The organism is Polaribacter sp. Hel1_85 (assembly GCF_000766795.1).
Taxonomy (GTDB): domain Bacteria; phylum Bacteroidota; class Bacteroidia; order Flavobacteriales; family Flavobacteriaceae; genus Polaribacter.
The window spans coordinates 1,420,623-1,443,835 of the sequence record NZ_JPDS01000002.1 but is presented as its reverse complement, the minus strand read 5'-3'; the positions used below and the strand labels follow the sequence as shown (position 1 = coordinate 1,443,835).

Annotated in this window: 23 protein-coding genes; 15 read left to right on the top strand and 8 right to left on the bottom strand. The window is 28.2% G+C overall.

Translation table 11 applies throughout. From position 1 onward, the window contains the following. Position 1: 1 nt before the first annotated feature. The 4 genes from PHEL85_RS13605 to PHEL85_RS13590 are packed head-to-tail and all read right to left on the bottom strand — an operon-like array spanning position 2 to position 2,977. The gene (locus PHEL85_RS13605) at positions 2-865 is read right to left on the bottom strand and encodes an EamA family transporter (protein WP_036825955.1); all 864 of its coding nucleotides are present in this window, start codon (positions 863-865) and stop codon (positions 2-4) included. Then, complete coding sequence (locus PHEL85_RS13600) at positions 862-1,473, bottom strand: HAD-IA family hydrolase (RefSeq protein WP_036825953.1); 612 nt, start codon at positions 1,471-1,473, stop codon at positions 862-864. The genes PHEL85_RS13605 and PHEL85_RS13600 overlap by 4 nt, the downstream gene beginning before the upstream one ends. Further along, positions 1,466-2,509, bottom strand: a complete 1,044-nt coding sequence (gene ribD / locus PHEL85_RS13595) for a bifunctional diaminohydroxyphosphoribosylaminopyrimidine deaminase/5-amino-6-(5-phosphoribosylamino)uracil reductase RibD (protein ID WP_036825950.1) — start codon at positions 2,507-2,509, stop codon at positions 1,466-1,468. The genes PHEL85_RS13600 and ribD overlap by 8 nt, the downstream gene beginning before the upstream one ends. A 9-nt stretch (positions 2,510-2,518) precedes the next feature. Next, entirely contained in the window at positions 2,519-2,977 is a 459-nt protein-coding gene (locus PHEL85_RS13590) for an LEA type 2 family protein (RefSeq protein ID WP_036825948.1), read from the bottom strand. 52 nt (positions 2,978-3,029) lie between these two features. Here PHEL85_RS13590 and PHEL85_RS13585 point away from each other — a divergent pair, with 52 nt between their 5' ends. The 3 genes from PHEL85_RS13585 (at position 3,030) to PHEL85_RS13575 (ending at position 6,089) form a co-directional block, all read left to right on the top strand. After that, positions 3,030-3,521 (top strand): GNAT family N-acetyltransferase, encoded by a 492-nt coding sequence (locus tag PHEL85_RS13585; protein WP_036825946.1) that lies wholly within the window; start codon positions 3,030-3,032, stop codon positions 3,519-3,521. Further along, the gene (gene prmC, locus PHEL85_RS13580; RefSeq protein ID WP_156109218.1) at positions 3,518-4,426 is read left to right on the top strand and encodes a peptide chain release factor N(5)-glutamine methyltransferase; all 909 of its coding nucleotides are present in this window, start codon (positions 3,518-3,520) and stop codon (positions 4,424-4,426) included. The genes PHEL85_RS13585 and prmC overlap by 4 nt, the downstream gene beginning before the upstream one ends. A 193-nt stretch (positions 4,427-4,619) precedes the next feature. After that, positions 4,620-6,089 (top strand): LuxR C-terminal-related transcriptional regulator, encoded by a 1,470-nt coding sequence (locus tag PHEL85_RS13575; RefSeq protein ID WP_036825941.1) that lies wholly within the window; start codon positions 4,620-4,622, stop codon positions 6,087-6,089. A gap of 7 nt (positions 6,090-6,096) precedes the next feature. Here PHEL85_RS13575 and PHEL85_RS13570 read toward each other — a convergent pair whose 3' ends face one another. Next, positions 6,097-7,425, bottom strand: coding sequence for a sugar MFS transporter (locus PHEL85_RS13570; RefSeq protein ID WP_036825939.1), 1,329 nt, complete (start codon positions 7,423-7,425; stop codon positions 6,097-6,099). A gap of 107 nt (positions 7,426-7,532) precedes the next feature. Then, a complete protein-coding gene (locus PHEL85_RS13565; protein ID WP_052108574.1) occupies positions 7,533-8,369 on the bottom strand; it encodes a TIGR00266 family protein in 837 nt (278 codons plus the stop codon). A gap of 174 nt (positions 8,370-8,543) precedes the next feature. On the opposite strand from PHEL85_RS13565, the gene PHEL85_RS18015 reads away from it, so the two are divergent. Further along, positions 8,544-8,690: a hypothetical protein gene (locus PHEL85_RS18015; RefSeq protein WP_200882359.1), complete on the top strand. Its 147-nt coding sequence runs from the start codon at positions 8,544-8,546 to the stop codon at positions 8,688-8,690. A 1-nt stretch (position 8,691) separates the two neighbouring features. Here the strand turns inward: PHEL85_RS18015 and PHEL85_RS13560 are convergent, their stop codons facing one another. Next, positions 8,692-9,147, bottom strand: a complete 456-nt coding sequence (locus PHEL85_RS13560; protein WP_036825936.1) for a DUF4442 domain-containing protein — start codon at positions 9,145-9,147, stop codon at positions 8,692-8,694. A 223-nt stretch (positions 9,148-9,370) separates the two neighbouring features. Between PHEL85_RS13560 and PHEL85_RS13555 the strand changes: the two genes are divergently transcribed. From PHEL85_RS13555 to PHEL85_RS13535, 5 genes are all read left to right on the top strand, one after another. Next, positions 9,371-9,805: a DUF4870 domain-containing protein gene (locus tag PHEL85_RS13555; RefSeq protein ID WP_036825933.1), complete on the top strand. Its 435-nt coding sequence runs from the start codon at positions 9,371-9,373 to the stop codon at positions 9,803-9,805. A gap of 19 nt (positions 9,806-9,824) precedes the next feature. Then, on the top strand, positions 9,825-10,169 hold the full coding sequence (locus PHEL85_RS13550; RefSeq protein ID WP_036825930.1) for a PadR family transcriptional regulator: 345 nt from the start codon (positions 9,825-9,827) through the stop codon (positions 10,167-10,169). After that, entirely contained in the window at positions 10,162-11,841 is a 1,680-nt protein-coding gene (locus PHEL85_RS13545) for a PspC domain-containing protein (protein ID WP_036825928.1), read from the top strand. Before PHEL85_RS13550 ends, PHEL85_RS13545 begins: the two co-directional genes overlap by 8 nt. A 94-nt stretch (positions 11,842-11,935) precedes the next feature. Beyond that, entirely contained in the window at positions 11,936-12,661 is a 726-nt protein-coding gene (locus tag PHEL85_RS13540; protein ID WP_036825924.1) for a head GIN domain-containing protein, read from the top strand. Between the two features lie 101 nt (positions 12,662-12,762). Then, a complete protein-coding gene (locus PHEL85_RS13535; RefSeq protein ID WP_052108573.1) occupies positions 12,763-13,287 on the top strand; it encodes a nuclear transport factor 2 family protein in 525 nt (174 codons plus the stop codon). 195 nt (positions 13,288-13,482) lie between these two features. Here the strand turns inward: PHEL85_RS13535 and PHEL85_RS13530 are convergent, their stop codons facing one another. Further along, positions 13,483-13,890, bottom strand: a complete 408-nt coding sequence (locus PHEL85_RS13530) for a DUF2721 domain-containing protein (protein ID WP_036825923.1) — start codon at positions 13,888-13,890, stop codon at positions 13,483-13,485. Positions 13,891-13,978: 88 nt separating this feature from the next. Between PHEL85_RS13530 and trmD the strand changes: the two genes are divergently transcribed. The 6 genes from trmD (at position 13,979) to PHEL85_RS13500 (ending at position 23,056) form a co-directional block, all read left to right on the top strand. Further along, the gene (trmD, locus tag PHEL85_RS13525) at positions 13,979-14,656 is read left to right on the top strand and encodes a tRNA (guanosine(37)-N1)-methyltransferase TrmD (RefSeq protein ID WP_036825920.1); all 678 of its coding nucleotides are present in this window, start codon (positions 13,979-13,981) and stop codon (positions 14,654-14,656) included. Next, a complete protein-coding gene (locus tag PHEL85_RS13520; RefSeq protein ID WP_036825918.1) occupies positions 14,649-16,127 on the top strand; it encodes a glycosyltransferase family 39 protein in 1,479 nt (492 codons plus the stop codon). The genes trmD and PHEL85_RS13520 overlap by 8 nt, the downstream gene beginning before the upstream one ends. A 111-nt stretch (positions 16,128-16,238) precedes the next feature. Then, positions 16,239-16,589, top strand: coding sequence for a 50S ribosomal protein L19 (gene rplS / locus PHEL85_RS13515; protein WP_036825916.1), 351 nt, complete (start codon positions 16,239-16,241; stop codon positions 16,587-16,589). 868 nt (positions 16,590-17,457) lie between these two features. Then, positions 17,458-19,683, top strand: coding sequence for an NADP-dependent isocitrate dehydrogenase (locus PHEL85_RS13510; protein ID WP_036825912.1), 2,226 nt, complete (start codon positions 17,458-17,460; stop codon positions 19,681-19,683). 162 nt (positions 19,684-19,845) lie between these two features. Continuing rightward, entirely contained in the window at positions 19,846-22,215 is a 2,370-nt protein-coding gene (locus PHEL85_RS13505; RefSeq protein ID WP_036826397.1) for a TonB-dependent receptor, read from the top strand. Between the two features lie 4 nt (positions 22,216-22,219). Next, positions 22,220-23,056 (top strand): DUF4249 family protein, encoded by an 837-nt coding sequence (locus tag PHEL85_RS13500; protein ID WP_036825910.1) that lies wholly within the window; start codon positions 22,220-22,222, stop codon positions 23,054-23,056. Positions 23,057-23,213 lie beyond the last annotated feature (157 nt).

Below are 23,213 nucleotides of genomic sequence, written 5' to 3'. Positions count from 1 at the left end.
ATTACGCAATAGTTACTAATATGATTCCTACAATTGCTAATGCGACACCTATTTTGTTTTTTGTACTAAAATGTTCTTTAAACAACAACAAACCTACCAATGTAGAAACGATTACAACACCTACATTATTTACTGTAAAAAGTGTAGAACTTTCGAAACCTTCTGTTTGCAAAGCTTTTATTAAAAACACAATTGAAAAGTAATTAGGAACTCCCAAAACAATACCTGCAACAATATTTTTTAATCCAAATGCTTCTCTTTTCTTGATGGTTTTAATTGCTAAAACAATGAAGCCAAAAATGGCTGCAAAACCAAATAAACTACCAGAAAAAATAGAAACTTCTTCTTTAGGCACGAAATTAACCTCAACATATTTCAGCGTTGTATCTATTGCGCCAGAACCAAAGAAAAGTAAAATTGGAAATAACAATCCTGCTTTCTCTAAATTACTTTTTTCTTCTTTTACAGATGCTAAATAAACTGCAACTAATGCAATTACAATTCCTGCTACTTTTAAAGGAGTTACTGATTCATTATACAATAATACACCAAATAAAATAGGTATTACAACAGACATTTTACCTGCAACCGAAGCAACTGAAACTCCGTTATTTTGAGCAGTTTTTGCCATCACAAAAAAGATTGAAACAAATAACGCCCCTAAAACTGCAGCTCCCAAAGCCCAAGGTTGTTGATGAATTTCTGTAATAGCAATACTTTTTTCTGCTAAAGCAAATCCAATTATAAAAGCTACTATATAATTGATAAAAATCGCCTTTAAAATGTCTACTTTATAAATACCAAAGTATTTAAAAATAACAAATAAACCTGTTGCAAAAAGAATGCTTAATAGTAAATAAATCAAAATTGAATTTCTTTTTTGGTGAATAATTGAGTAACATCTTCTTGCCCTGGAATTAAATTCCAAGTATGAATTCCTATTGAATTTGCAGAATCTGTATTTTCTTTTAAATCATCTACAAATAAAGTTTCGCCCGCAATTAAATCATTTTCATTTAAAACAAACTTGTAAATTTCTGAATCTGGTTTTCTAAAATTAATTTCGTGAGATAAATAAAATTGCTCAAAATTGTTTTTAAACTCATTGTACAATTTTACTCCCCAATTATTTATCACCCAAGAAATATGCAAATCATTTGTATTGCTTAATAAAAACAATCTGTATTTTTTACTAGCAGCTAATTCTTTTAAAAACTCTAAACGTTTTTTTGGGAAATCTAATAAAATAGAGTTCCAAGCAAAAATTAAATCTTCGTTTTTAGTTCCGAATTTTTCATGATAAAATTTGATAAACGTATCTGTTGACATTAGTCCTTTTTCATATTGATGATACACAGCAACCATTTCATCAGAAATTTCTGTAACACCTAATTTTGCCATTTCTCTTAATGTTGCTGGTTTATCTAGGTTGATAAAAATATCGCCAAAATCGAAAATGATGTTTTTAATCATTTGTATATATTTTTAAAACATCTGTTTTGATGTTTATTTCTTCTTTAATTACTTTATTAAATTTAGGTGCTTTAATTCCTTCTTTAAGTTCTGTTTCACCAACAAAAACTCGAGCTTCATCCCACAAGTTTTCGTCAATAAATGTTTGTAAAGTTTTTGATCCTCCTTCAATAATAACAGATTGAATTTGATGTTTCATTAGAACTTCGCAAATTTGACTTGCTATGTTTTTTGAAAAATTAATAGATTCAAAAATTAGTTCTCGACTGCGCTCGAACTGACATTCTTGCTTTTCTGTAATAAAAATTGTTTTTACACTTCCGTCAAAAACACTTAAATTATTAGATAATCTTAAAGTTCTATCTAAAACAATTCTAATCGGATTCTGTCCAGACCAACTTCTTACATTCAATTTAGGATTATCTGCAATTACTGTATTTGTCCCCACTAAAATGGCGTGTTCTTCACTTCTCCATTTATGTACCAATTGTTGAGAATATTGATTAGAAATCCAAACTGGTTTCTGCTCATCTTTAGTTAATGGAGCAACAAAACCATCTTTAGTTTCTGCCCATTTTAGTATAATATAAAGTCTTTTTTTATCTTGAACAGTAAAAAAACGTTTGTGATGTTCTCTGCATTCATCTTCCAAAACACCAACAGTTACATTAATTCCTGCTTTTTCTAAACGCTCAATTCCTTTACCAGCAACCAAACTATTAGAATCTACACATCCAATAACAACATTTTTTAGTTGATGTTTTACAATTAAATCTGCACAAGGTGGTGTTTTTCCAAAATGAGAACAAGGTTCAAGAGTTACATATATTGTTGCTTCTTTTAAAAGCGATGTATCTTTTACAGCGTTTATAGCATTTACTTCTGCATGATTTCCACCATAAGCAGCTGTAAATCCTTCACCAATAATTTTATTTTGATGAACAACAACTGCTCCTACAGAAGGATTTGGGCGTGCAAATCCAATTCCGTTTTTGGCAATTTGTAAACAGCGTTTTATGTAAGTTTCGTGATTGATAGCTAAAAATTAAAATTTAATTTCCTGAATTTGATCAACAGGATAAACACTAGAATACCCAAAAACCTTGTACTTTATATCTCCTATAAATTGTACTTTAATAGATTTATTTAAAACAGAGTTTAACAATCCTCCTAAAATTCCATTTTTGTTATTTTCAAACACTTTTCTTGCTGGTATTACCACATTTAAAGGAATTGTAAAATCTTTTCTTGCAGGCACCTTAAATTCTTTTGAAGATACTTGTGCAACCTCTGCTCCATTTACAATTACCTTAATTTCATCTGTAGAAATTTTGCCACCAACATCATTTGGGTTTTTAAAAAAAGCTTCTGCTTTTAAACGAATAGTATCTCCTTTAAAAGAAGTAACTTTTACGTTATCAACATTAACAAATACGGGTTGTTTATTTACTGAACAGCTAGAAATAACGAAAATTATTATGGTAAAATATAAAAAGTTTTTCATCTAAAATAATTAAAAAAATAAGTAAATTGCTCATGCAAAAATACAGTATTAAATGACAAATCAAGATTTTATCATTAGAGAAATAAAACCAGAAGACAATGAACAATTAGCAATTGTAGTTAGAGAGGTTATTTTAGAAATGGGTGCTCCTAAAACAGGAACTGCTTATGAAGATAAAGCCACTGATAAAATGTTCGAAAATTTTGACAAACCAACATCATTTTATTTTGTTGTAGAACATAAAAACAAAATTGTTGGTGGAGCAGGAATTGCTCAATTAGATAATTTTAAAGGAACTACTTGCGAACTTCAAAAAATGTATTTTCTGCCAATAGCTAGAGGCAAAGGTTTAGGATCTAAATTGATAAAAACTTGTTTAGAAAAAGCAAAAACTTTAGGTTTCGAAAATTGTTATTTAGAGACCATGCCTTATATGGAAGCTGCAAGAGCTTTATACAAAAAGAATGGTTTTGCAAATCTTGATAAACCAATGGGAAACACGGGGCATTATTCCTGTAATGTTTGGATGATAAAAGAATTATGATTTTAAAAGAATTTAAAACTTTTTTTTCTGATGAATTATCAGATATCTATCCAAAAACAGAGATTGATTCTTTCTTTTTTTTGTTGATAGAAGATAAACTAAACTTACAAAGAATTGACACTGTTTTAAAACCAGATTTTCTTATTAATGAAACAGTTTTATTAGAATTAAAAAGCATTATTAATAGACTTCAAAAAGAAGAACCTTTACAATATATTTTAGGTGAAACTGAATTTTATGGATTGCCGTTTAAAGTAAATAAGAATACATTAATTCCAAGACCAGAAACTGAAGAATTGGTTGAGTGGATTATTCAAGAAGTTACAAAGAGGCAAAGTGATAAAGTAGTAAAGTTTAATACGGATGTCATTTCGACAAAGAATAAGGAGAAATCTCTTTCTATTCTTGATATAGGAACAGGAACTGGTTGTATCCCTATTTCTTTAGCTAAAAATTTAAAAAACGTTACTGTTTCTACAATTGATGTTTCTTCTGAAGCATTAAAAACTGCCAAACAAAATGCAATTTTAAACAATGTAGATATTTCATTTTTAGAAATGGATATTTTGGTTGCTGAAAAGTTACCTCAACAATATGATATTATTGTTTCAAATCCTCCCTATGTTAGAGAATTAGAAAAGGTTGAAATTAAAAATAATGTATTAGAAAACGAACCACATTTAGCATTGTTTGTTGATGATGAAAATCCTTTAATTTTTTATTCAAAAATTGCAGACTTAGCCAAAACATATCTTGCTAAAAATGGGCTTTTATTTTTTGAAATCAATCAATATTTAGGAAAAGAGACTAAAGAAATGTTAAACCAAAAAGGATTTAAAAACATTGAACTTAAGAAAGATTTGTTTGGTAATGACAGGATGACAAAAACGCGTATTAATACCTAATTTCGTTATTTTTTAACAATTTTGTTATATTATTATTACTTTTACAGTAAATCAACTAACAAAATCTCATGAAAAATCATTTAACTAGGAGGATAATATATTTTCATTTTAAGAATCGGAATACTTTAAATTTTTGATTTTTAATAAAACTCCAGAATATATATTTTTATAAAATTAATTTAATTCCCCAGTATTGATTAAGCCTGTTAAATTAAATCTATTTATAGTTATATTATGCTTTTTTTATTCTCTTAAATTTAATGCCGAAAGCTTTAGTTACATACAAGAAGAAGATAAAAACTTAATTGATTATACAATATTATATCACAGAACAACAAACTCAGACTCAGAAAAGACTATTACTTTTAAAGAGTTTAAAACGATGCCAAAAAGTAACAGTTTTGGTGTTGTAAATGGTGAGTATTGGTTTCGATTAGTTATTAATAAATCAACAGAATATAAAAATTTTATCGCCTTTATACCAACACATAATATTGCTAAAATTGATATTTATGAATATAAACACAATACATTAAATTACATTTCATCAACAGGGAATAATATAAAAAGAGAACAACTCCCTGTAAATTATAAGTTTCCAGCGTTTAAAATTAACGCTAAACAGAAATCAACCTTATATCTAAAAGTAAATTTCCCAAAAGAAGCTAATTTTCCATTAAAAATTATTTCTGAAAAAGAATTTGTCACTTTTACATCAAACAAACAAGTACTAAACAGTTTTTATTACGGAACATGTATCGTAATTATACTTCTAAACTTATTCTTCTATATTAAATTTAAAGATGAAAACTACCTGTACTACCTTCTTTTTCTTTCTTCATTAATGTTCATTTTTTTATTATATGATGGCTCATTGGTACATCTATTTAGAAGCAATACATTTTATTTTAAAATAGAGTTTTTAATTCACCTATCTGCAGCAATTTGGTTTATGCTGTTCTCAATTAAATTTTTAAACCTTAATTCTAGACATAAATTCAAAACCAAACTACTCTATATATTTCCTATTGGAATTACAATTTTTTACATCTTTTATTTTGCTACAAATAATTTCACTATTGCTGCTATTGGTGATGCTTTTGGAATAACACTTTTACCCATTTTATGGCTATTTGGCATTTATTATTTAAAACAAATACCTTACGCTAAGTTTTATGTTTTAGGTTACTTATTATTAATCCCTTTAGCTGTTTTTTTTATGATAGGCTTTCCATTTGGCCTTTGGGAAGTCAATGGCGAAATGTTGATTATAAAAATTGCTAGTTGGTTGGATATGTTTGTATTCACCTTTGCATTAACCTTTAGAATGAAAAATCAAAATGAAAAAAACATAAACACAATTGCTTTTTTACAAAGTACTATTCAGAACTCTAATGGTGGAATTAATAACAGAAAATCACTCACTTTAACAATCCCATATCATACTCTTTTAAAAGAAAATAATTTATCATCAAAACCACTTACATTAAGAGAGCTTGATATTTTAAAAGCCATTTGCGAAGGACTAACAAATAATCAAATTAGTGAGCTGCTTTTTATTTCTAAAAACACAGTTAAATATCACATTAGAAATATTTACACTAAGATTAATGTGAATAACAGAAATGAGTTAAAGAATAGAGTTCATGTCTTTGATAAATAATTTTATTTTACTTTTTTAAACCAACTTTATGTCCCCAAAAAGCAAAATATAAAATGATGATATAACAAGGCAATAAAATCCAATATCCAAAAGAAGAAGCTTCAATAAGTGCACTACTTTCATTTATTCCAGAAGAAATTAATGCTTCTTTTTTGTTATCAACTAGAGCACCATATAAAGGAGGAATAATTGCCCCTCCAGAAATTGCCATAATTAACAAAGCTGAAGCTGTTTTAGTAAATTTACCCAATCCTTCTAGAGCTAATGGCCAAATAGCTGGCCAAACTAATGCATTTGCAATTCCTAAAGCAGCTACAAAAAGCACAGAAGTAAATCCAGTTGTATACACAATACAGAAGGAGAATATAATTCCTAAAATTGCACTCGCTTTTAAAGCAAAAGACTGACTCATATATTTAGGAATTAAAAACACACCTAAAGCATAAGTAACCACCATTGCCATTAGTGTGAATAATGTAAAAAATTTAGCATCTTCAACAGGAATATTTAATGAAATTCCATAGGCAATAATAGTATCTCCAGCAACTACTTCTACACCAACATATAAAAACAACGCTAAAACCCCTAACCATAAATGTGGAAATTGAAAAATACTTGTTTTTGTTTTTACATCAGAATTAGTTTCTTCAATTGCTGATGGTTCTACATGTGGTAATGGCGCTTTTCTTATTAAGATTCCTAACAAAAATAAAACTACAGCCATTACAATATATGGTGTAACTACACTATCTGCCATTCTATTTAACAAACCTGCTTTTTCGATTTCATCAACAATGGTTAACTTTTCTTTTATTTCAGCAATTCCTGATAATAAAATAGCTCCAAATATTACAGAACCAAGAGCTCCTGCAACTTTATTAGCAATTCCCATAATTGCAATTCTTTTTGCAGCACTTTCTAAAGGCCCTAAAATTGTTATATAAGGATTTGATGCCGTTTGCAATAAAGTCATACCTGCACCTTGAATAAAAATTGCAGTTAAAAACATCCAATAAGTTCTTTCATTAGCGGCAGGAATAAATAATAATGCTCCAATAGCCATTACTATTAAACCTAAAGACATTCCTTTTTTGTATCCAATTTTATTGATAATATAAGATGCTGGCAAAGCCATAACAACAAAAGAAATATAGGATGCTGAGGCTACTAAATAAGACTGAGCGTCTGTAAGTTCATTTATGGTTTTCATAAACGGAATTAATGCTCCATTAATCCAAGTTACAAAACCGAAAATAAAAAATAAACCTGCAATAATAATTATTGGTACAAGTGTATTATTTTTTGAGTTATCAGAATTCTGAACAGTATTAGACATAAAATATGTTTTTAATAATTATAAGAAAAATGAAATATACGTATTAGTATATTGAATTTGTATTATAATTTTAAATTTCAATAAAATGTCTGAAAAATTAATCGATTTTAAAAACGATTATCACCATCTAATAAATCTCCAATTCCGCCTAAAACACTGCCTTCTCCTCTCTTTCCATTACCGGTTCTTGGCGCCATTGCTAAAACTCTACCTGCTAATCTGCTAAATGGTAAAGATTGTATATAAACTGTTCCTGGTCCTTTTAAAGTTGCAAAAAATAGTCCTTCACCTCCAAAAACGGTGTTCTTAATTCCACCAACAAATTCGATATCATAATCTACATCTTGTGTAAAACCAACAATACAACCTGTATCAACTTTTAAAACTTCTCCAGGTTGCAAAACTTTTTTTGCCATGGTTCCTCCTGCATGAATAAAACCTAATCCATCACCTTCCATTTTTTGCATGATAAAACCTTCTCCTCCAAACAAACCTCTTCCTAATTTCTTAGAAAATTCAATTCCAATAGAAACTCCTTTTGCTGCACATAAAAATGCATCTTTCTGACAAATAAATTTTCCACCAAACTCCATTAAATCAATAGGTACAATTTTACCAGGATAAGGAGAAGCAAAAGAGATTTGTTTTTTACCAATTCCTGCATTCGTAAAAACAGTCATAAATAAACTTTCTCCTGTTAAAATTCTTTTACCCGCAGAAAATATCTTTCCTAAAAGTCCTTTTTCTTGATTAGATCCATCACCTAAAATTGTATTCATTTTAATTTGATCGTCCATCATCATAAAAGTCCCTGCTTCTGCAACAACACCTTCTTCTGGATCTAATTCTATTTCTACAAACTGCATTTCTTCTCCAAAAATTTTATAATCTATTTCGTGTGCATTTCTATTTGATGAATTTTGAGGTAAGTTATCTTGATACATAATAGTTTGTTTTATGATTATATAATATTAGATGATTTGATTACAGTTTTGTTACAACATTCTCTAGGTTAATTTTACATCAACAAAAATTAATTAAACTTAATTTCTAATATTAATCCTTATTTTTGATGTATATAAAAAACTAAAAATACCTACTCATTAAAAAAAGTAATTATGAAGTATTTATCTCCAGAAATTGAAGCTTTATCTAAACAACATGAAATTACAAAATCTTTGGCACGTACAAATGTATCTTGTGGTATTTTTCAAGATTGTGATTATAATGAAGAAAGACCTCAACTTTATAAAAAGAAAAAATAGGTTATGGTTTTACTCTTAAACTCCAATGAAATTGGAATTTAGAAACTACTACTCCATCTTTATTAACACCTTCAGAAGTTAAAACAATAACTTGTCCTTCTCCTGTTTCTATAGATTTTTGAATTGCTTCACGAATTTCATTCCCACCTTTACAAGAAAATAAAATCCTACCAGTTGCTTTTTTATAAAACTCAGCTTCTTGTTTTGTTACTAACATAGAAACTTTTCTTTTAGAGTCTGTTATTGCCTTCATAACTAAAACACCCGTTGGCATTTCTGCTGCCATTCCTTGAGCAGCCCAAAACATACTATTAAACGGATTTTGATTCATCCATCTATGTTTTATAGAAACTACAACTTCTGTATCTGTTATAGAACGAACTCTTATACCTCCTAAATACGCCAATGGAAGCTTTATAAGGTTAAAAAGATTGACTTTTTTAGGTGTAAATTTCATTTTTATGTTTTAAATAATTTTAACAATAAATCTTTGGGATGACAATATAGCTAAAATAAAATTAAACAAAAACTCAATGTTTACAAGTAATACAAAGCTTTTACAAATCAATTTAAATACAAATACAAATGTTAAAAAAATGTTAATTATAGTACTATGTATTGCATAATACCTTCTTAAAGATATATATTTGCATAAGAAAGTATTATATAGTTTAGAAATTATGAAACAAAATAACGAAAACACCAATGCATTTTTAATACATATTTCTGCTTTTGCAGGATTTCTATTTCCTTTCGGAAATATAATTACGCCATTAATTGCATGGCAAACTTTAAAAGACAGAAGTGCTTTTTTAGATGAACAAGGTAAAGAAGCAGTAAACTTTAACATCAGTTATTCTTTATACATCTTTATTTTAACAATGTCTTTTGTTCCAGTTTTTATTGGTTCAATTTTTAGAAACCTTGACAATTTTGATAATTTTAATCATATAAATATCGATTTTGATTCTCATAACTTTTTTGGAGTTATTGGTTTAGCTTCATTAGCAGGAATTGTTGGATTAATAAAAGTAGCATTGATAATTATTGCCGCATTAAAGGCAAAAGAAGGAGAAAATTACAAGTACCCTTTTACAATAAAATTTATTAAATAATCATTTAAAACCACAATAAATGAAGATAGAAAACACAAAAGCACAAATGCGAAAAGGTGTTTTGGAATATTGCATTTTATCCATCTTAAAAAATGGAGATGCATACACTTCTGAAATTCTAAAAACGCTAAAAAGTGCTGAAATGATTGTGGTTGAAGGAACCATATATCCGTTATTAACACGTTTAAAAAACGCAGGCCTACTAACTTATAGATGGGAAGAATCAACCTCTGGACCACCAAGAAAGTATTATGTTTTAACAGAAAACGGAGGCATGTTTTTAAAAGAATTAGATAAAACATGGAGCAATTTAGTAAACGCAGTTAACCAAGTAATTAGCACAAAAACAACTAAAAATGAATAAGACTATCAACATAAATTTAGGCGGGTTTTTCTTCCATATAGATGAAGTTGCCTATCAGAAATTAAAACGATATCTAGAATCGATTTCTAGATCGTTAAGCGATGATCCGCAAGGAAAAAACGAAATTATTGCAGATATAGAAGCACGTATTAGCGAACTTTTATCTGAAAAAATTACGGATGCAAGACAAGTTGTAAATGAAGGTGATATTGATGATATCATTAAAATTATGGGACAACCAGAAGATTATGCAGAAGCCGAAGAAGAATATAACGACGCAAGCTATTCTTATAAAAGAAATAGTACTTCTGGAAAAAAATTGTTTAGAGATGGAGATGATAAATTTATAGGTGGAGTTGCTGCTGGTATTGCTCATTATTTTAATGTAGATACTATTTGGATTCGTCTTGGATTATTAGCTTTATTCTTTGGTGGTGGTTTTGGAATCATCCTTTATATTATCCTTTGGATTTTATTACCAGAAGCTAAAACTACTGCAGAAAAATTGCAAATGGAAGGTGAGCCAGTAAACATCGATAACATTGAAAAAAAGATCCGTGAAGAATTTAATAATGTTTCAGAAAACGTTTCTGTTTTAGCAAATAAAGCATCAGAAAAAATAAAAGATGGTGCAAATGAATTTTCAGAAAAAATGAATCAAACTTTTTCGGGAAAGACAAGAAAAAATAACGGGTTACAAGATTTTATCGATACATTAGGCAAGATTATTCTTGTGTTTTTTAAAGTGATTGGTAAATTTATTGGAGCAATATTAGTATTTGTTGCCGCTGCTGTTATTTTATCACTAATCATTAGTGGGTTTTCTGTTGGGAGTTTAGAATGGTTAAATGTTGATGGAGAATTTTTACAATATCCACCATTTTTCTATGACGCTGTTTTACCTAGATGGGTATTAACATTAGCAATGTTTTTATTGATTGGAATTCCGTTTTTAATTCTATTTGTTTTAGGGTTAAGAATATTATCTAGCAGTGTAAAACAATTTACAAAAGCAACATCTTTAACCTTATTGGGTATTTGGATTGTAGCCTTATTAACAATGATTTTTACAGGTTTAGACTTTGGTACATCTCATGCAAATTATGGTCAATCTGTTAAGAAAACAACTATAAACCTTGCAGAAAAAGATACTTTAACTTTAAAAATGGTAAATGATGATGAAATCTATTACAGACATAATTTAAGAAGAAGTTCGCATAAATATGAAGTTGATGTAGATGGAACACCAAAAGTATATTCTAACTATGTAAAAGTTGATGTTAAAAAGAGTAATTCTAACGAAGCTTACTTAATACTTCAAAAAGAATCTAAAGGTAAAAGTAAAAGTAGCGCAAGTAAAAATGCTGAAAAAGTTGAATATAAATTTGAAATTATTGATAACACTATTGTTTTAGATGCTTACTATTTATCAGAATATAAAAACATGTGGAAAGATGAAGAAATAAATATCACGTTTTATATTCCAGAAGGAAACACTGTTTATTTTGATCATTCTGTGAAAAACTTCTTATACAATGTAGATAATGAAGCAGATATTTATGATAAAGACATGGCAAATCATCACTTTAAAATGACAGATAAAACACTAAAATGTACAGACTGTATCGAAGAATTAAAAGATGATGAAATTATTGAACAAGAAAGTATTTAATACAATTCAACTATAAAAATCAACAATTGAGTAACCATCCTTTGATTTTAAGCGTCTAATAAAAGACATTTATCATCTAATTAAAACTAAACTCATGAAAAATTCAATATCAAAAGTTATTACAATATTATTTATAGCAACTATTTTCACTTCTTGCAGTGTAGATATGTTTAATAGAGTGAATGGTAATAAAAATGTTATTTCTGAAGTAAGAAAAACATCTAGCAAGTTTTCTGGCATAAAAGTCAGTACAGGAATTGATTTATATATTACGCAAGGCGAAAAAAACAAAATTATTGTAGAAGCTGATGAAAACTTGCATGATATTATTATGACAGAAGTAGAAGATGGTGTTTTAAAAGTGTATTCAGAAAAAAGTATTTGGAGAGCTAAAGCTAGAAAAGTACATGTTACTATAAAAGATTTAACATTACTTAAAGCCACAAGTGGAAGTGATGTTTATGGAAAAGGTATTATTAAAACTGATGAAATTTCTATTGCTGCTACAAGTGGTGCAGATATAAAAATTACGGTAGATGCAACAAGTGTAGAAACAAGTTCTACAAGTGGATCTGATATTAGAATTTCTGGAACCACTATTAATCATGCTTCTAGCGCAACAAGTGGCTCTTCTATTTATGCTTACGAATTAGAAAGTAAAAATGTAATTGCAAAAGCTACAAGTGGAGCAGACATAGATGTTTATGCATCAGAAAAAATAGAAGCCAAAGCAAATAGCGGTGGAGATATTGATTTTAAAGGAAATCCTAAATCAGTAAATAAAAAATCTAATTCTGGGGGAAGCGTCTCTAGAAAATAATTTCACCAAAAGACGATACCAACCAAAAACCAAATTTCTTGAGGTTGGAAACAACCTCAAGATTTTATAAGAAATCAACCAAAATTAACCAACCAATAATTATGAATTCTTTTTTAGAACCTTTTAGAAATTCATTTGTTTTTAAAGTGATTGTATTTATAGCAATGTTATTTTATAACTTTGTCTTAAATGCACAAGTTGATAAAAATTCTGACTTGTACAAAACATTAAAGTCTAATGACAGTGTCATTTTTGAAAGAACTTTTAACTTATGTGAAGTTGAAAAACTAGATGCTATTATTGCTGATAATTTCGAATTTTATCATGATTTAGGAGGTATACAGAATAGAGAAGGGTTTATAAAAGCTATTAAAGATGGTCTTTGTTCTAAACCTGGAAACAATAAAAGACAATTAGTTGTTGGTTCTTTAGAAGTACATCAATTAAAAAATAATGGTGTTTTATATGGAGCCATACAAAAGGGAAAACACACATTTTTACAAAAACAAAATTCAGAATTTAAAACTGTTGGGATTGCAGATTTTACACATCTTTGGATTCTTGAAAAGAATCAATGGAAATTAAAAAGGGTTTTAAGTTACAACCATAAACCCTACTCAGAATAAAAATTTATTAGAATAGCTAACTCTAATAATAGTTACTAATACTTGGTTTTATTAGTTTACTTGGTAAGTCGTCGTTTTGTAAAAAACGACGCTTACTTTTTTAGTTTGTTTCTAAATGCAAAAAAATATAACTTCGCTTACTACTGATGTAAAATATTAAAACGATTTTATATTATTGTGTTAGCGAAAAATTCACTACTTCTTTTCCAAATGTTCTTCAATATCAGCAATATGGTATTGTAAAGCTTGTGCAGAAATTTGTATCTCTTTTATTAATAAAGCTAAAGAAACTATTAGTAAAACTAAAGCAAAACCAAACACCCAAACTGCTGTAGTATGTAAATGTACATATATCAAAAACATTGTTAAAACACAGAACAACAGACTAGAAATGCCAAAAATTTGCATCCATCTTGTTAAGTTTAAACGTAATTTTAAATTCTTAATTTGCCTTAATAAAGAGGTGTCTTTTTTTTCTAAATAAATACCATGTAAATTTCTTATAACTGCTGCATATGCTAAAAAACGATTCGTATATGCTAACATAATTAATGAAATTGCAGAAAATAAAAGTGCCGGTGTTGTTAATGTTAATTCTTCCATATAAAAACAAAATTAATCAATAAAAAGAATTCTATTCTAAGCAAAATAGAATATTTCTAAAACGAACAAAAATGTTACATTTGCAAATATGCGAATAGACATTATTTCAGTTGCTCCCAACTTATTAGAAAGTCCTTTTAATCATTCTATAGTTAAAAGAGCAAAAGACAAAGGTTTGGCAGAAATTATAATTCACGATTTACGTGAATATGGTTTGGGGAATTACAAACAAATTGATGACACTCAGTTTGGTGGTGGCGCAGGTATGGTGATGATGATAGAACCAATTGCAAATTGTATTAAAAAATTACAAACTGAGAGAACGTATGATGAAATCATTTACATGACTCCAGATGCAAAAACCTTAAACCAAGGAACTGCAAATACACTTTCGTTAAAAGAAAACATTCTAATTCTTACAGGGCATTATAAAGGAGTAGATCAAAGAATTCGCGACAAATATATTACCAAAGAAATTTCTATTGGAGATTATGTTTTAACTGGCGGAGAATTAGCTGCTGCTGTTTTAGTTGATGCTGTTGTACGTTTAATTCCTGGTGTTATTGGTGATGAACAATCTGCTTTAACAGATTCTTTTCAAGACAATTTATTATCACCACCTGTATATACAAGACCTGCAGAGTTTGAAGGAATGAAAGTGCCTGATGTTTTACTATCTGGTAATTTCCCTAAAATTGATGATTGGAGAAGTGATCAAGCGTATAAAAGAACTGAAGAAATAAGACCAGACTTATTAGATGACTAAGTTTTTATCATTCACAAAAAACAACAAAGCCATTTCTTGGGTTTTAGGATTTCAACTTTTTAGGTTGATATTATTACCTTTTATGGGTTTAATGCCTCAAGATGCTTATTATTATTTATACGGACAAAATTTGTCACTTTCTTATTTTGATCATCCAGGAATGATTGGATACATTTTAAGAATTTTCACAGATATTTTTGAGCAATCTATTTTTGCAATCAAATTTGCAGATTTTACAATTACCTCATTAACAATATTGAGTTTTTATAAACTTGCTTCTTATTTTTTATCAAAACAAAAACTACAAAAAGCCCTAATATTATTAGCTTCTACCATTTTTGTTTCCATATTATCGTTTAATTCTACTCCAGATGTTCCACTATTATTATTCTGGACATTGAGTTTAATTTGTTTATACAAAGCTATTTTTGAAGAAAAAAAATTATTTTGGATTTTAGGTGGAATTGCAATGGGATTAGCCTTTAACAGTAAATACACAGCATTATTATTACAAATAGGACTAATTGCTTTTCTAGTATTCTCGAACAAATACAGAAAACTTTTACTTTCTCCATGGTTTTGGATTTCTTTAGTAATTTCTGTTGCAGTAACATTTCCTGTTTGGTATTGGAATTATCAAAACGAGTTTGCCTCTTTTGCTTTTCAATCATCAGAAAGAACAAGTTCTATTTCAGAATTTAAAATTTCTCCTAAAAACTTCTTTGGTGCAATTGGGCATCAAATGTTTTTATTATTGCCCGTTTTATTTTTAATTTTTATCACATTTACTTATAAATATGTAAAAAGGGCGTTATTAAAATTTAAAATTCCACAAGCTAAAACATTATTTTTGTTGGCATTTTTTGTTCCAAATTTTGTTGGATTTTTTAGCCTTACTCCTATTTATTGGGTAAAATTAAATTGGATGATGCCTTCTTATATTACAGGAATCATTTTAGCAGGCATGTTTATCAATAAGAGACTACTAAAAACTCAAATTATAATTTCTATTGTATTTCATGTATTGGTTAGCCTGCAAGTATTATTCTATTTAGTGCCTATTAAAAGTGATGATACTTGGGTTGGTTGGGAAGAATTAGCCATAGAAACCGAAAAATTACAGGAGAAATATCAAAATACCTTTGTGTTTTCTAATGATAATTATAAAACATCTGCGTGTTTAAACTTTTTTATGGATGATAAAGTGTATGCTCAAAACATTATAGGTTTACCTGCATTGCATTTCGATTATTTAGGTGATAATTTATCAGCTTTAAATAGCAAAAACGCTTTATTTATAGATTCTGACAAACGTTTTAAAAATAAAAACCTTAAAGGAGATTATCATCCTTTATTAAATAATCATTTTAAAAAAGTAACAGAATTAGAACCAATTATTATTAAAATTAACGGTAAAGAATCTAGAAAGTTCTGGATTTTCTATTGTACTAACTATCAAGCAAAAAAATAATTAGTTTTAGTTTTTTCAACAAAAAATATTGTTTACTTTTGCAACCGCTAAATTAACCTCTGACGAAAAAATCGTGAACGTTGCTTTACAAAACCAATTAAATTAAAAGATATGGAATCTTTAGTAAAATTTGTTCAAGACGAATTTGTAGCAAGAAAAGAATTTGCAGAATTTGCAGCAGGTGATACAATCACTGTTTATTACGAAATTAAAGAAGGAAACAAAACACGTACTCAGTTTTTTAGAGGTGTAGTTATTCAAAGAAAAGGAGTTGCCGCTTCAGAAACTTTTACAATCAGAAAAATGTCTGGTACTGTAGGTGTTGAAAGAATTTTCCCTGTAAACTTACCTTCTATTCAAAAAATTGAAGTTAACAAAAGAGGTAAAGTACGTAGAGCTCGTATATACTACTTTAGAGGTCTTACTGGTAAAAAAGCTAGAATTACTGAAAAAAGAAGATAATCTCTTTTACATAAAAGTATTAAAAAGCGTTGTGAATTTTCACAACGCTTTTTTTTAATGAACAAATGTTAATAACCGTAGTTAATATTGTGTTGATTTCTAATTAGTTAAAAATTTTTCAAATTCGAAAAACGTATCTATATTTACATAGGATTTACAAGCTAATTAAAAGTATTAAGTCTTCAAAAACTAATATAATTATCAAGTAAATACAATAAAGTAACGTTCTTTATATATTGTTTTTCTCATAAACTAAAGATTGGTTTATTTATATAAGTCGAAAATTGACAAATTATAGTAGATAACTTTTAATTTAAAAAGGGAACTTTAAACATAACAAAGGAAACATGGATGAAAATTTATGGAAACTCTGAGATAAATAAAGGTAACTTAATTAAAATAAAGGCTTTTTACAATAACTAAGTTAGAATAAACTTACATAAGCATATAGATTAGTATAGAGGTTTAGAAAAAAACAATTGAAACATTAATAAAAATTTTAGAAAAGTTGAATGCTTCTTTAAAATTAAGGATGTTTCAAAACAGAGGTAGTAAAAAGTAATTTCTTTGTTAAAAAAGAAATATAAAAGGCAACTTTTATTTGAACATTGCAGCAATGCAAGACAGTACAGGATACTATTTCTAGGAAGCCATATCACTGCAAGAAATTGTATGATATGGCTTTTATTTTGCGATAAACTCATATTCGTACAAATACCCTTTATTTATTATTAAATACCTATAAAAATGAGGTAATTAATAAAAATTAATCAATAAAAATATCACTTTTAATTCATAAATTTGCTTCGCTTTTTTCACGAAAACCATTTCGTAGAAATTAAATAAAATCTAAAAAAAATAACTTAAAATGAGCAAAATAGCTAAAATTGTATATACAAAGACTGATGAAGCTCCTGCTTTAGCAACACGTTCTTTCTTGCCTATTGTAAAAGCTTTTACAAAATCTTCTAATATAGAAATTGAAGTAAAAGATATTTCTTTAGCATCAAGGATTCTTGCTAATTTCTCAGATTATTTAACTGAAGAACAAAAAGTTGAAGATGCATTAGCTTTTTTAGGTGATTTAGCAAAAATGCCAGAAGCTAATATTATTAAGTTACCAAATATTAGTGCTTCTGTACCACAATTAAAAGCTGCAATTTCTGAATTACAGGCATTAGGTTATGCCTTACCAGATTATCCAGAAGAAGCAAATACAGATGAAGATAAAAAAATATTAGCCCTTTATAATAAAGTAAAAGGTTCTGCAGTAAATCCTGTTTTACGTGAAGGTAATTCTGACAGAAGAGCTCCAAAAGCAATTAAGAATTATGCTCGTAAAAACCCACATTCTATGGGAGCTTGGAGTTCTGATTCTAAAACACATGTTGCTACTATGAATGCAGGAGATTTTGCTCATAATGAAAAATCTGTTACTGTAGAGAACGCTACTACTGTTAGTATACAGCATATTGCAACTAATGGTTCTAAAACTACTTTAAAAGAATCGATTGCCATATTAGATGGAGAAATTATTGATGCAACAGTAATGAGTAAAAAAGCATTACTTGCCTTTTTAGACAAAGAATTTACTGATGCTACAGAACAAGGAGTGTTACTTTCTTTACACATGAAAGCAACAATGATGAAAGTTTCTGATCCAATTATTTTTGGGCACGCAGTTAAAACTTACTTTAAAGACTTATTTAAAAAACATGCAGCAACTTTTGAAGAAATTGGAGTTGATGTAAATAATGGATTTGGAAACTTACTAAGTAATCTTGATGAAGTTTCTGCTGAAAAGAAAGCTGAAATTTTAGCTGATATAGATGTTGCTTTTGCAAAAAATGCAGATTTAGCAATGGTAAATTCTGATAAAGGAATTACAAACTTACATGTTCCTTCAGATGTAATTATTGATGCATCAATGCCAGCAATGATTAGAACTTCTGGTAGAATGTGGAATTCTAAAGGAGAATTACAAGACACTAAAGCAGTAATACCAGATAGTTCTTATGCAGGTATTTATTCTGCAACAATAGATTTCTGTAAAAAGAATGGTGCTTTTGATCCTACAACAATGGGAACTGTCCCTAACGTTGGTTTAATGGCACAAAAAGCAGAAGAATATGGTTCTCATGATAAAACTTTTGAAATTGCTTCAGCAGGAAAAGTAGTTGTTGAAGATGCTTCTGGAAATACACTTTTAGAGCATACTGTTGAAGAAGGAGATATTTGGAGAATGTGTCAAGCTAAAGATTTACCAATTCAAGATTGGGTTAAATTAGCAGTTACTAGAGCAAGAGCTTCACAAACACCTGCAGTTTTTTGGTTAGATGAAAATAGAGCTCATGATGCAGAAATCATTAAAAAAGTAAACAAATATTTACCAAACCACGATACTTCTGGTTTGGATATTAGAATATTATCACCAATAAAAGCAACTGAATTTACTTTAGAAAGAATTGTAAAAGGAGAAGATACAATTTCTGTTTCTGGTAACGTTTTACGTGATTATTTAACAGATTTATTCCCAATATTAGAAGTGGGTACTTCTGCAAAAATGTTATCTATTGTTCCGTTAATGAATGGTGGAGGATTGTTTGAAACTGGTGCTGGAGGTTCTGCCCCAAAACATGTTCAACAATTTTTAGAAGAAAATCATTTACGTTGGGATTCTTTAGGTGAATTTTTAGCATTAGCAGTTTCTTTAGAACATTTAGGAACTACAAATAACAACTCTAAAGCTTTAGTTTTAGCTGAAACTTTAGATGACGCAACAGATAAATTCTTAGAAAATGATAAATCTCCATCAAGAAAAGTAGGAGAATTAGATAATAGAGGAAGTCACTTTTATTTAGCAATGTATTGGGCAGAAGGTTTAGCCAATCAAAATAGAGATGCAGATTTAAAAGCTTCTTTTACTAAAATAGCAAACAACTTAAAAGACAATGAAGCTAAAATTATTTCAGAATTAAATGAAATCCAAGGAAACGCGAACAACATTGGTGGTTATTATCAACCAACTGATAGTTTAGCAGATGCAGCAATGAGACCAAACGCAACATTAAATACAGTTTTAGAATCGATTTAATTTTCTAAAACAAATACATTTTTAATAAAAGCCGATGTTTTTCATCGGCTTTTATTGTTATTAACAACTATTTTAAAAAACTTCTTTTTTAACATTTTATTATCTTTTAGAGTTGTATTTTTGTTTAAAATATCAACCCAATTATTAAACAAAAAATTGTCTGTGAAAAAATTACTCTCTTTGTTATTATTTTTGACTTTTTCATTATTTAGTCAAGAAAAAAACACCATTAGTGGTACCATTTATGATGATAGTAATAATGAAACCTTAATTGGAGTTTCTATTTACTTTCCAGAAATAAACACGGGAACCACAACCAATGAATATGGATTCTATTCTGTTACTTTACCAGAAGGAACTTACAAAATTCAAATAAGTTATTTGGGATATTCAACTATTATAGAAACAATTAATCTTAAAGAAAAACTTTCCAAAAACTTCAAATTAAAAGAAGAGACAGAAAGTTTAGATGAAATAATTATTGAAGGTAATATTGAAAATTTGAATGTTAGAACTCCTCAAATGAGTGTAAACAAACTAACTTCAGCTACAATCAAACAAATCCCTGTAGTGTTAGGAGAAGCAGATATTATTAAATCTTTAATCTTATTACCAGGTGTTACAAGTGCAGGAGAAGGTGCTTCTGGTTTTAATGTAAGAGGTGGAGCTGCAGATCAAAATTTAATTTTACTAGATGAAGCAACCGTTTTTAATTCTTCACATTTATTTGGTTTTTTCTCTGTTTTTAATCCTGATGTAATTAAAGATGTAAAATTATATAAAGGAGGAATTCCTGCAAAATACGGAGGAAGATTATCATCCGTTTTAGATATTTATCAAAAAGAAGGAAATAGCAAAAAGTTTAAAGCTACTGGTGGAATTGGCTTAGTTTCTTCAAGATTATTAATTGAAGGACCAATCAAAAAAGAAAAAATATCATTTTTAGTAGGTGGTAGATCTTCATATGCACATATATTTTTACCACTTTTTGATAATGACAACACTGCTTATTTTTACGATTTAAACACCAAAATTAACTATAGAATTAATGATAGAAATAGCATTTTCTTTTCTGGATATTTTGGAAAAGATGTGTTTGGAATTAGTGATAGTTTTGTAAATAAATATGGAAATACTGTTGCCAATTTACGTTGGAATCATTTATTCTCAGACAAATTATTTTCTAATTTATCTTTAATCTACTCTGATTATTTTTACGGATTAATACTTGATTTTGTTGGTTTTGAATGGGATTCTGGAATTACAAATTATAACCTTAAATATGATTTTAAACATTACATAACCAGTGATTTTAAATTGAGTTATGGTATTAATAATATACACAGTAAATTTAATCCGGGTAAAATTAAACCCAACAGAGAAGATTCTGGTATTATTGCTGAAAAATTAATTGATAAATATGCTAATGAATTTGCGGCATATCTAGATGCAGAACATAAAATTAGCAACAAACTAAGATTACAATATGGAATTCGTTTTAGTAATTTTACAAGATTAGGACAAAGTGAATTAAATGTGTATACAAATGATGAAGCTGTTATTTATAATAGTGAATTTAAAAAATACGAATCTGCAGAAGCAATTGGCACAGAATCTTTTAAAAGAAGTGATGTTATTAGTAGTTTTAATAATTTTGAACCAAGAGTTTCTATGTCTTACATTTTAGACCAAAACACTTCTATTAAAGCTAGTTATAATAGAATGGCACAGTATTTACATTTACTTTCTAACACCTCTTCTCCTACTCCATTAGACGTTTGGTCACCAAGTGGAAAATATATAAAACCTCAACTTTTAGATCAATATGCAATTGGGTATTTTAAAACATTAAAAGAGGGAGATTACTCTATAGAAACAGAAGCTTTTTACAAAGACATTCAAAATAGAATAGATTATATAAATGGTGCAAATTTAGTTGCAAATAACGAAATTGAAACAGTTATATTAAACGGAAAAGCAAGAGCTTATGGTTTAGAAGTTTTGCTTAAAAAGAATGAAGGGCGATTTAAAGGTTGGTTGGCTTATACTTTATCTAAATCAGAGCAATTAACAGCAGGTAGAACTGTTAATGAACCAGGAATTAATAGTGGAGAATGGTATAACACACCATATGATAAAACACACGATTTTTCAATTAATGCTAGTTATGAATTAAATGAAAAATGGAAGTTTAATACCAATTTTGTTTTTCAAACTGGGCAACCAACAAATTATCCAGTTGGTCAATATGAGATACAAGGTTTAAATGTACCTATTTATGATGATAATAGAAGAAATGCAGACAGATTACCAGCTTATCATCGACTAGATATTTCTGCAACTTTAACTCCAGAAAAAAATAAAAACAGAAAATGGCAAGGAGAATGGGTTTTTGGTATTTATAATTTATATGGAAGACAAAATGCGGCTTCTATTAGTTTTTCTCAGAATAGAGAAACTTATAGAAATGAAGCTGTACAAACTTCTATTTTTGGAATGGTGCCTTCTGTTACTTATAATTTTAAATTTTAACAAGATGAAAAAGATATATTTACTTCCAATTTTAGCAATACTCTTTTTTATCAGTTGTGAAAAAGTAATAGATGTTGATGTTCCTTCAATTGAACCTAAACTAATTATAGATGCTTCTTTTGAAGTTTTGTTTGACCAAAACCCCGTAGTTGCAAATACCGTTGTAAAACTTAGTTTATCTAAAGATTATTTTGATGAAGAAATTCCAGTAGTTACAAATGCAACTGTGTTTTTAACCAACTTATCAGACAATAGTATTATTAATTTTTCTGAGTTAAATTCAGACGGAGATTATATGCCAAATTTTAATTCAAATTTTATTCCAGAGGATGATGTAGAATATGAGTTAACTATTATATACAATAATGAGACTTATAAAGGAAAAGCTACAAAAGTAAAATCGACAGTGATAAATGAAATTCAACAAGGTGATGATACACTGTTTTCTGGTGATGAAATAGAATTAGAAATTTCTTTTAAAGATGATGCTGCTTTAGAAAATTACTACTTATTTGATTTTACTAATGATTTATTTGTAACAATTGAAGATCGATTTTTAAATGGCTCTGAATACAATTTTTCCTATTATTTAGAAAGTGAAGAAACAGAATTACCATCAAAAAGGCTTGTTACCCTTTCAGGTATAACTAAAGAATATTTTATTTATTTTAGAATACTTCAAAATCAAAGTGGACAAAATGGTGGAGGTCCTTTTCAAACTGTTCCTTCATCATTATTAGGTAATATGATAAATACAACTAATGAAGAAAACTTTCCTTTAGGTTATTTTCATATTTCTGAAACTGACACTTATATAATAGATTTAGTAGAAAAAAATTAAATTCATTTTTAAACTTGCCTTTGCGTTAGGGATTGAAACGGCATCCTTTTTATGCTAAACTCGCAATAATATTTTTAGTAAATAATTTAATTTGTTAAGATTATGTATATACTGAAATAAATTCAGCATAAAAAGATATAGTGGAAAGCCCGTTAAA

What these genes read in the sequence shown, in the direction of transcription:
- PHEL85_RS13600 (WP_036825953.1), bottom strand. Translation starts at nt 1,473, where the DNA reads ATGATTAAAAACATCATTTTCGATTTTGGCGATATTTTTATCAACCTA.
- PHEL85_RS13590 (WP_036825948.1), bottom strand. Translation starts at nt 2,977, where the DNA reads ATGAAAAACTTTTTATATTTTACCATAATAATTTTCGTTATTTCTAGC.
- PHEL85_RS13585 (WP_036825946.1), top strand. Translation starts at nt 3,030, where the DNA reads ATGACAAATCAAGATTTTATCATTAGAGAAATAAAACCAGAAGACAAT.
- prmC (WP_156109218.1), top strand. Translation starts at nt 3,518, where the DNA reads ATGATTTTAAAAGAATTTAAAACTTTTTTTTCTGATGAATTATCAGAT.
- PHEL85_RS13570 (WP_036825939.1), bottom strand. Translation starts at nt 7,425, where the DNA reads ATGTCTAATACTGTTCAGAATTCTGATAACTCAAAAAATAATACACTT.
- PHEL85_RS13565 (WP_052108574.1), bottom strand. Translation starts at nt 8,369, where the DNA reads ATGTATCAAGATAACTTACCTCAAAATTCATCAAATAGAAATGCACAC.
- PHEL85_RS18015 (WP_200882359.1), top strand. Translation starts at nt 8,544, where the DNA reads ATGAAGTATTTATCTCCAGAAATTGAAGCTTTATCTAAACAACATGAA.
- PHEL85_RS13560 (WP_036825936.1), bottom strand. Translation starts at nt 9,147, where the DNA reads ATGAAATTTACACCTAAAAAAGTCAATCTTTTTAACCTTATAAAGCTT.
- PHEL85_RS13555 (WP_036825933.1), top strand. Translation starts at nt 9,371, where the DNA reads ATGAAACAAAATAACGAAAACACCAATGCATTTTTAATACATATTTCT.
- PHEL85_RS13550 (WP_036825930.1), top strand. Translation starts at nt 9,825, where the DNA reads ATGAAGATAGAAAACACAAAAGCACAAATGCGAAAAGGTGTTTTGGAA.
- PHEL85_RS13545 (WP_036825928.1), top strand. Translation starts at nt 10,162, where the DNA reads ATGAATAAGACTATCAACATAAATTTAGGCGGGTTTTTCTTCCATATA.
- PHEL85_RS13540 (WP_036825924.1), top strand. Translation starts at nt 11,936, where the DNA reads ATGAAAAATTCAATATCAAAAGTTATTACAATATTATTTATAGCAACT.
- PHEL85_RS13535 (WP_052108573.1), top strand. Translation starts at nt 12,763, where the DNA reads ATGAATTCTTTTTTAGAACCTTTTAGAAATTCATTTGTTTTTAAAGTG.
- PHEL85_RS13530 (WP_036825923.1), bottom strand. Translation starts at nt 13,890, where the DNA reads ATGGAAGAATTAACATTAACAACACCGGCACTTTTATTTTCTGCAATT.
- trmD (WP_036825920.1), top strand. Translation starts at nt 13,979, where the DNA reads ATGCGAATAGACATTATTTCAGTTGCTCCCAACTTATTAGAAAGTCCT.
- PHEL85_RS13520 (WP_036825918.1), top strand. Translation starts at nt 14,649, where the DNA reads ATGACTAAGTTTTTATCATTCACAAAAAACAACAAAGCCATTTCTTGG.
- rplS (WP_036825916.1), top strand. Translation starts at nt 16,239, where the DNA reads ATGGAATCTTTAGTAAAATTTGTTCAAGACGAATTTGTAGCAAGAAAA.
- PHEL85_RS13510 (WP_036825912.1), top strand. Translation starts at nt 17,458, where the DNA reads ATGAGCAAAATAGCTAAAATTGTATATACAAAGACTGATGAAGCTCCT.
- PHEL85_RS13500 (WP_036825910.1), top strand. Translation starts at nt 22,220, where the DNA reads ATGAAAAAGATATATTTACTTCCAATTTTAGCAATACTCTTTTTTATC.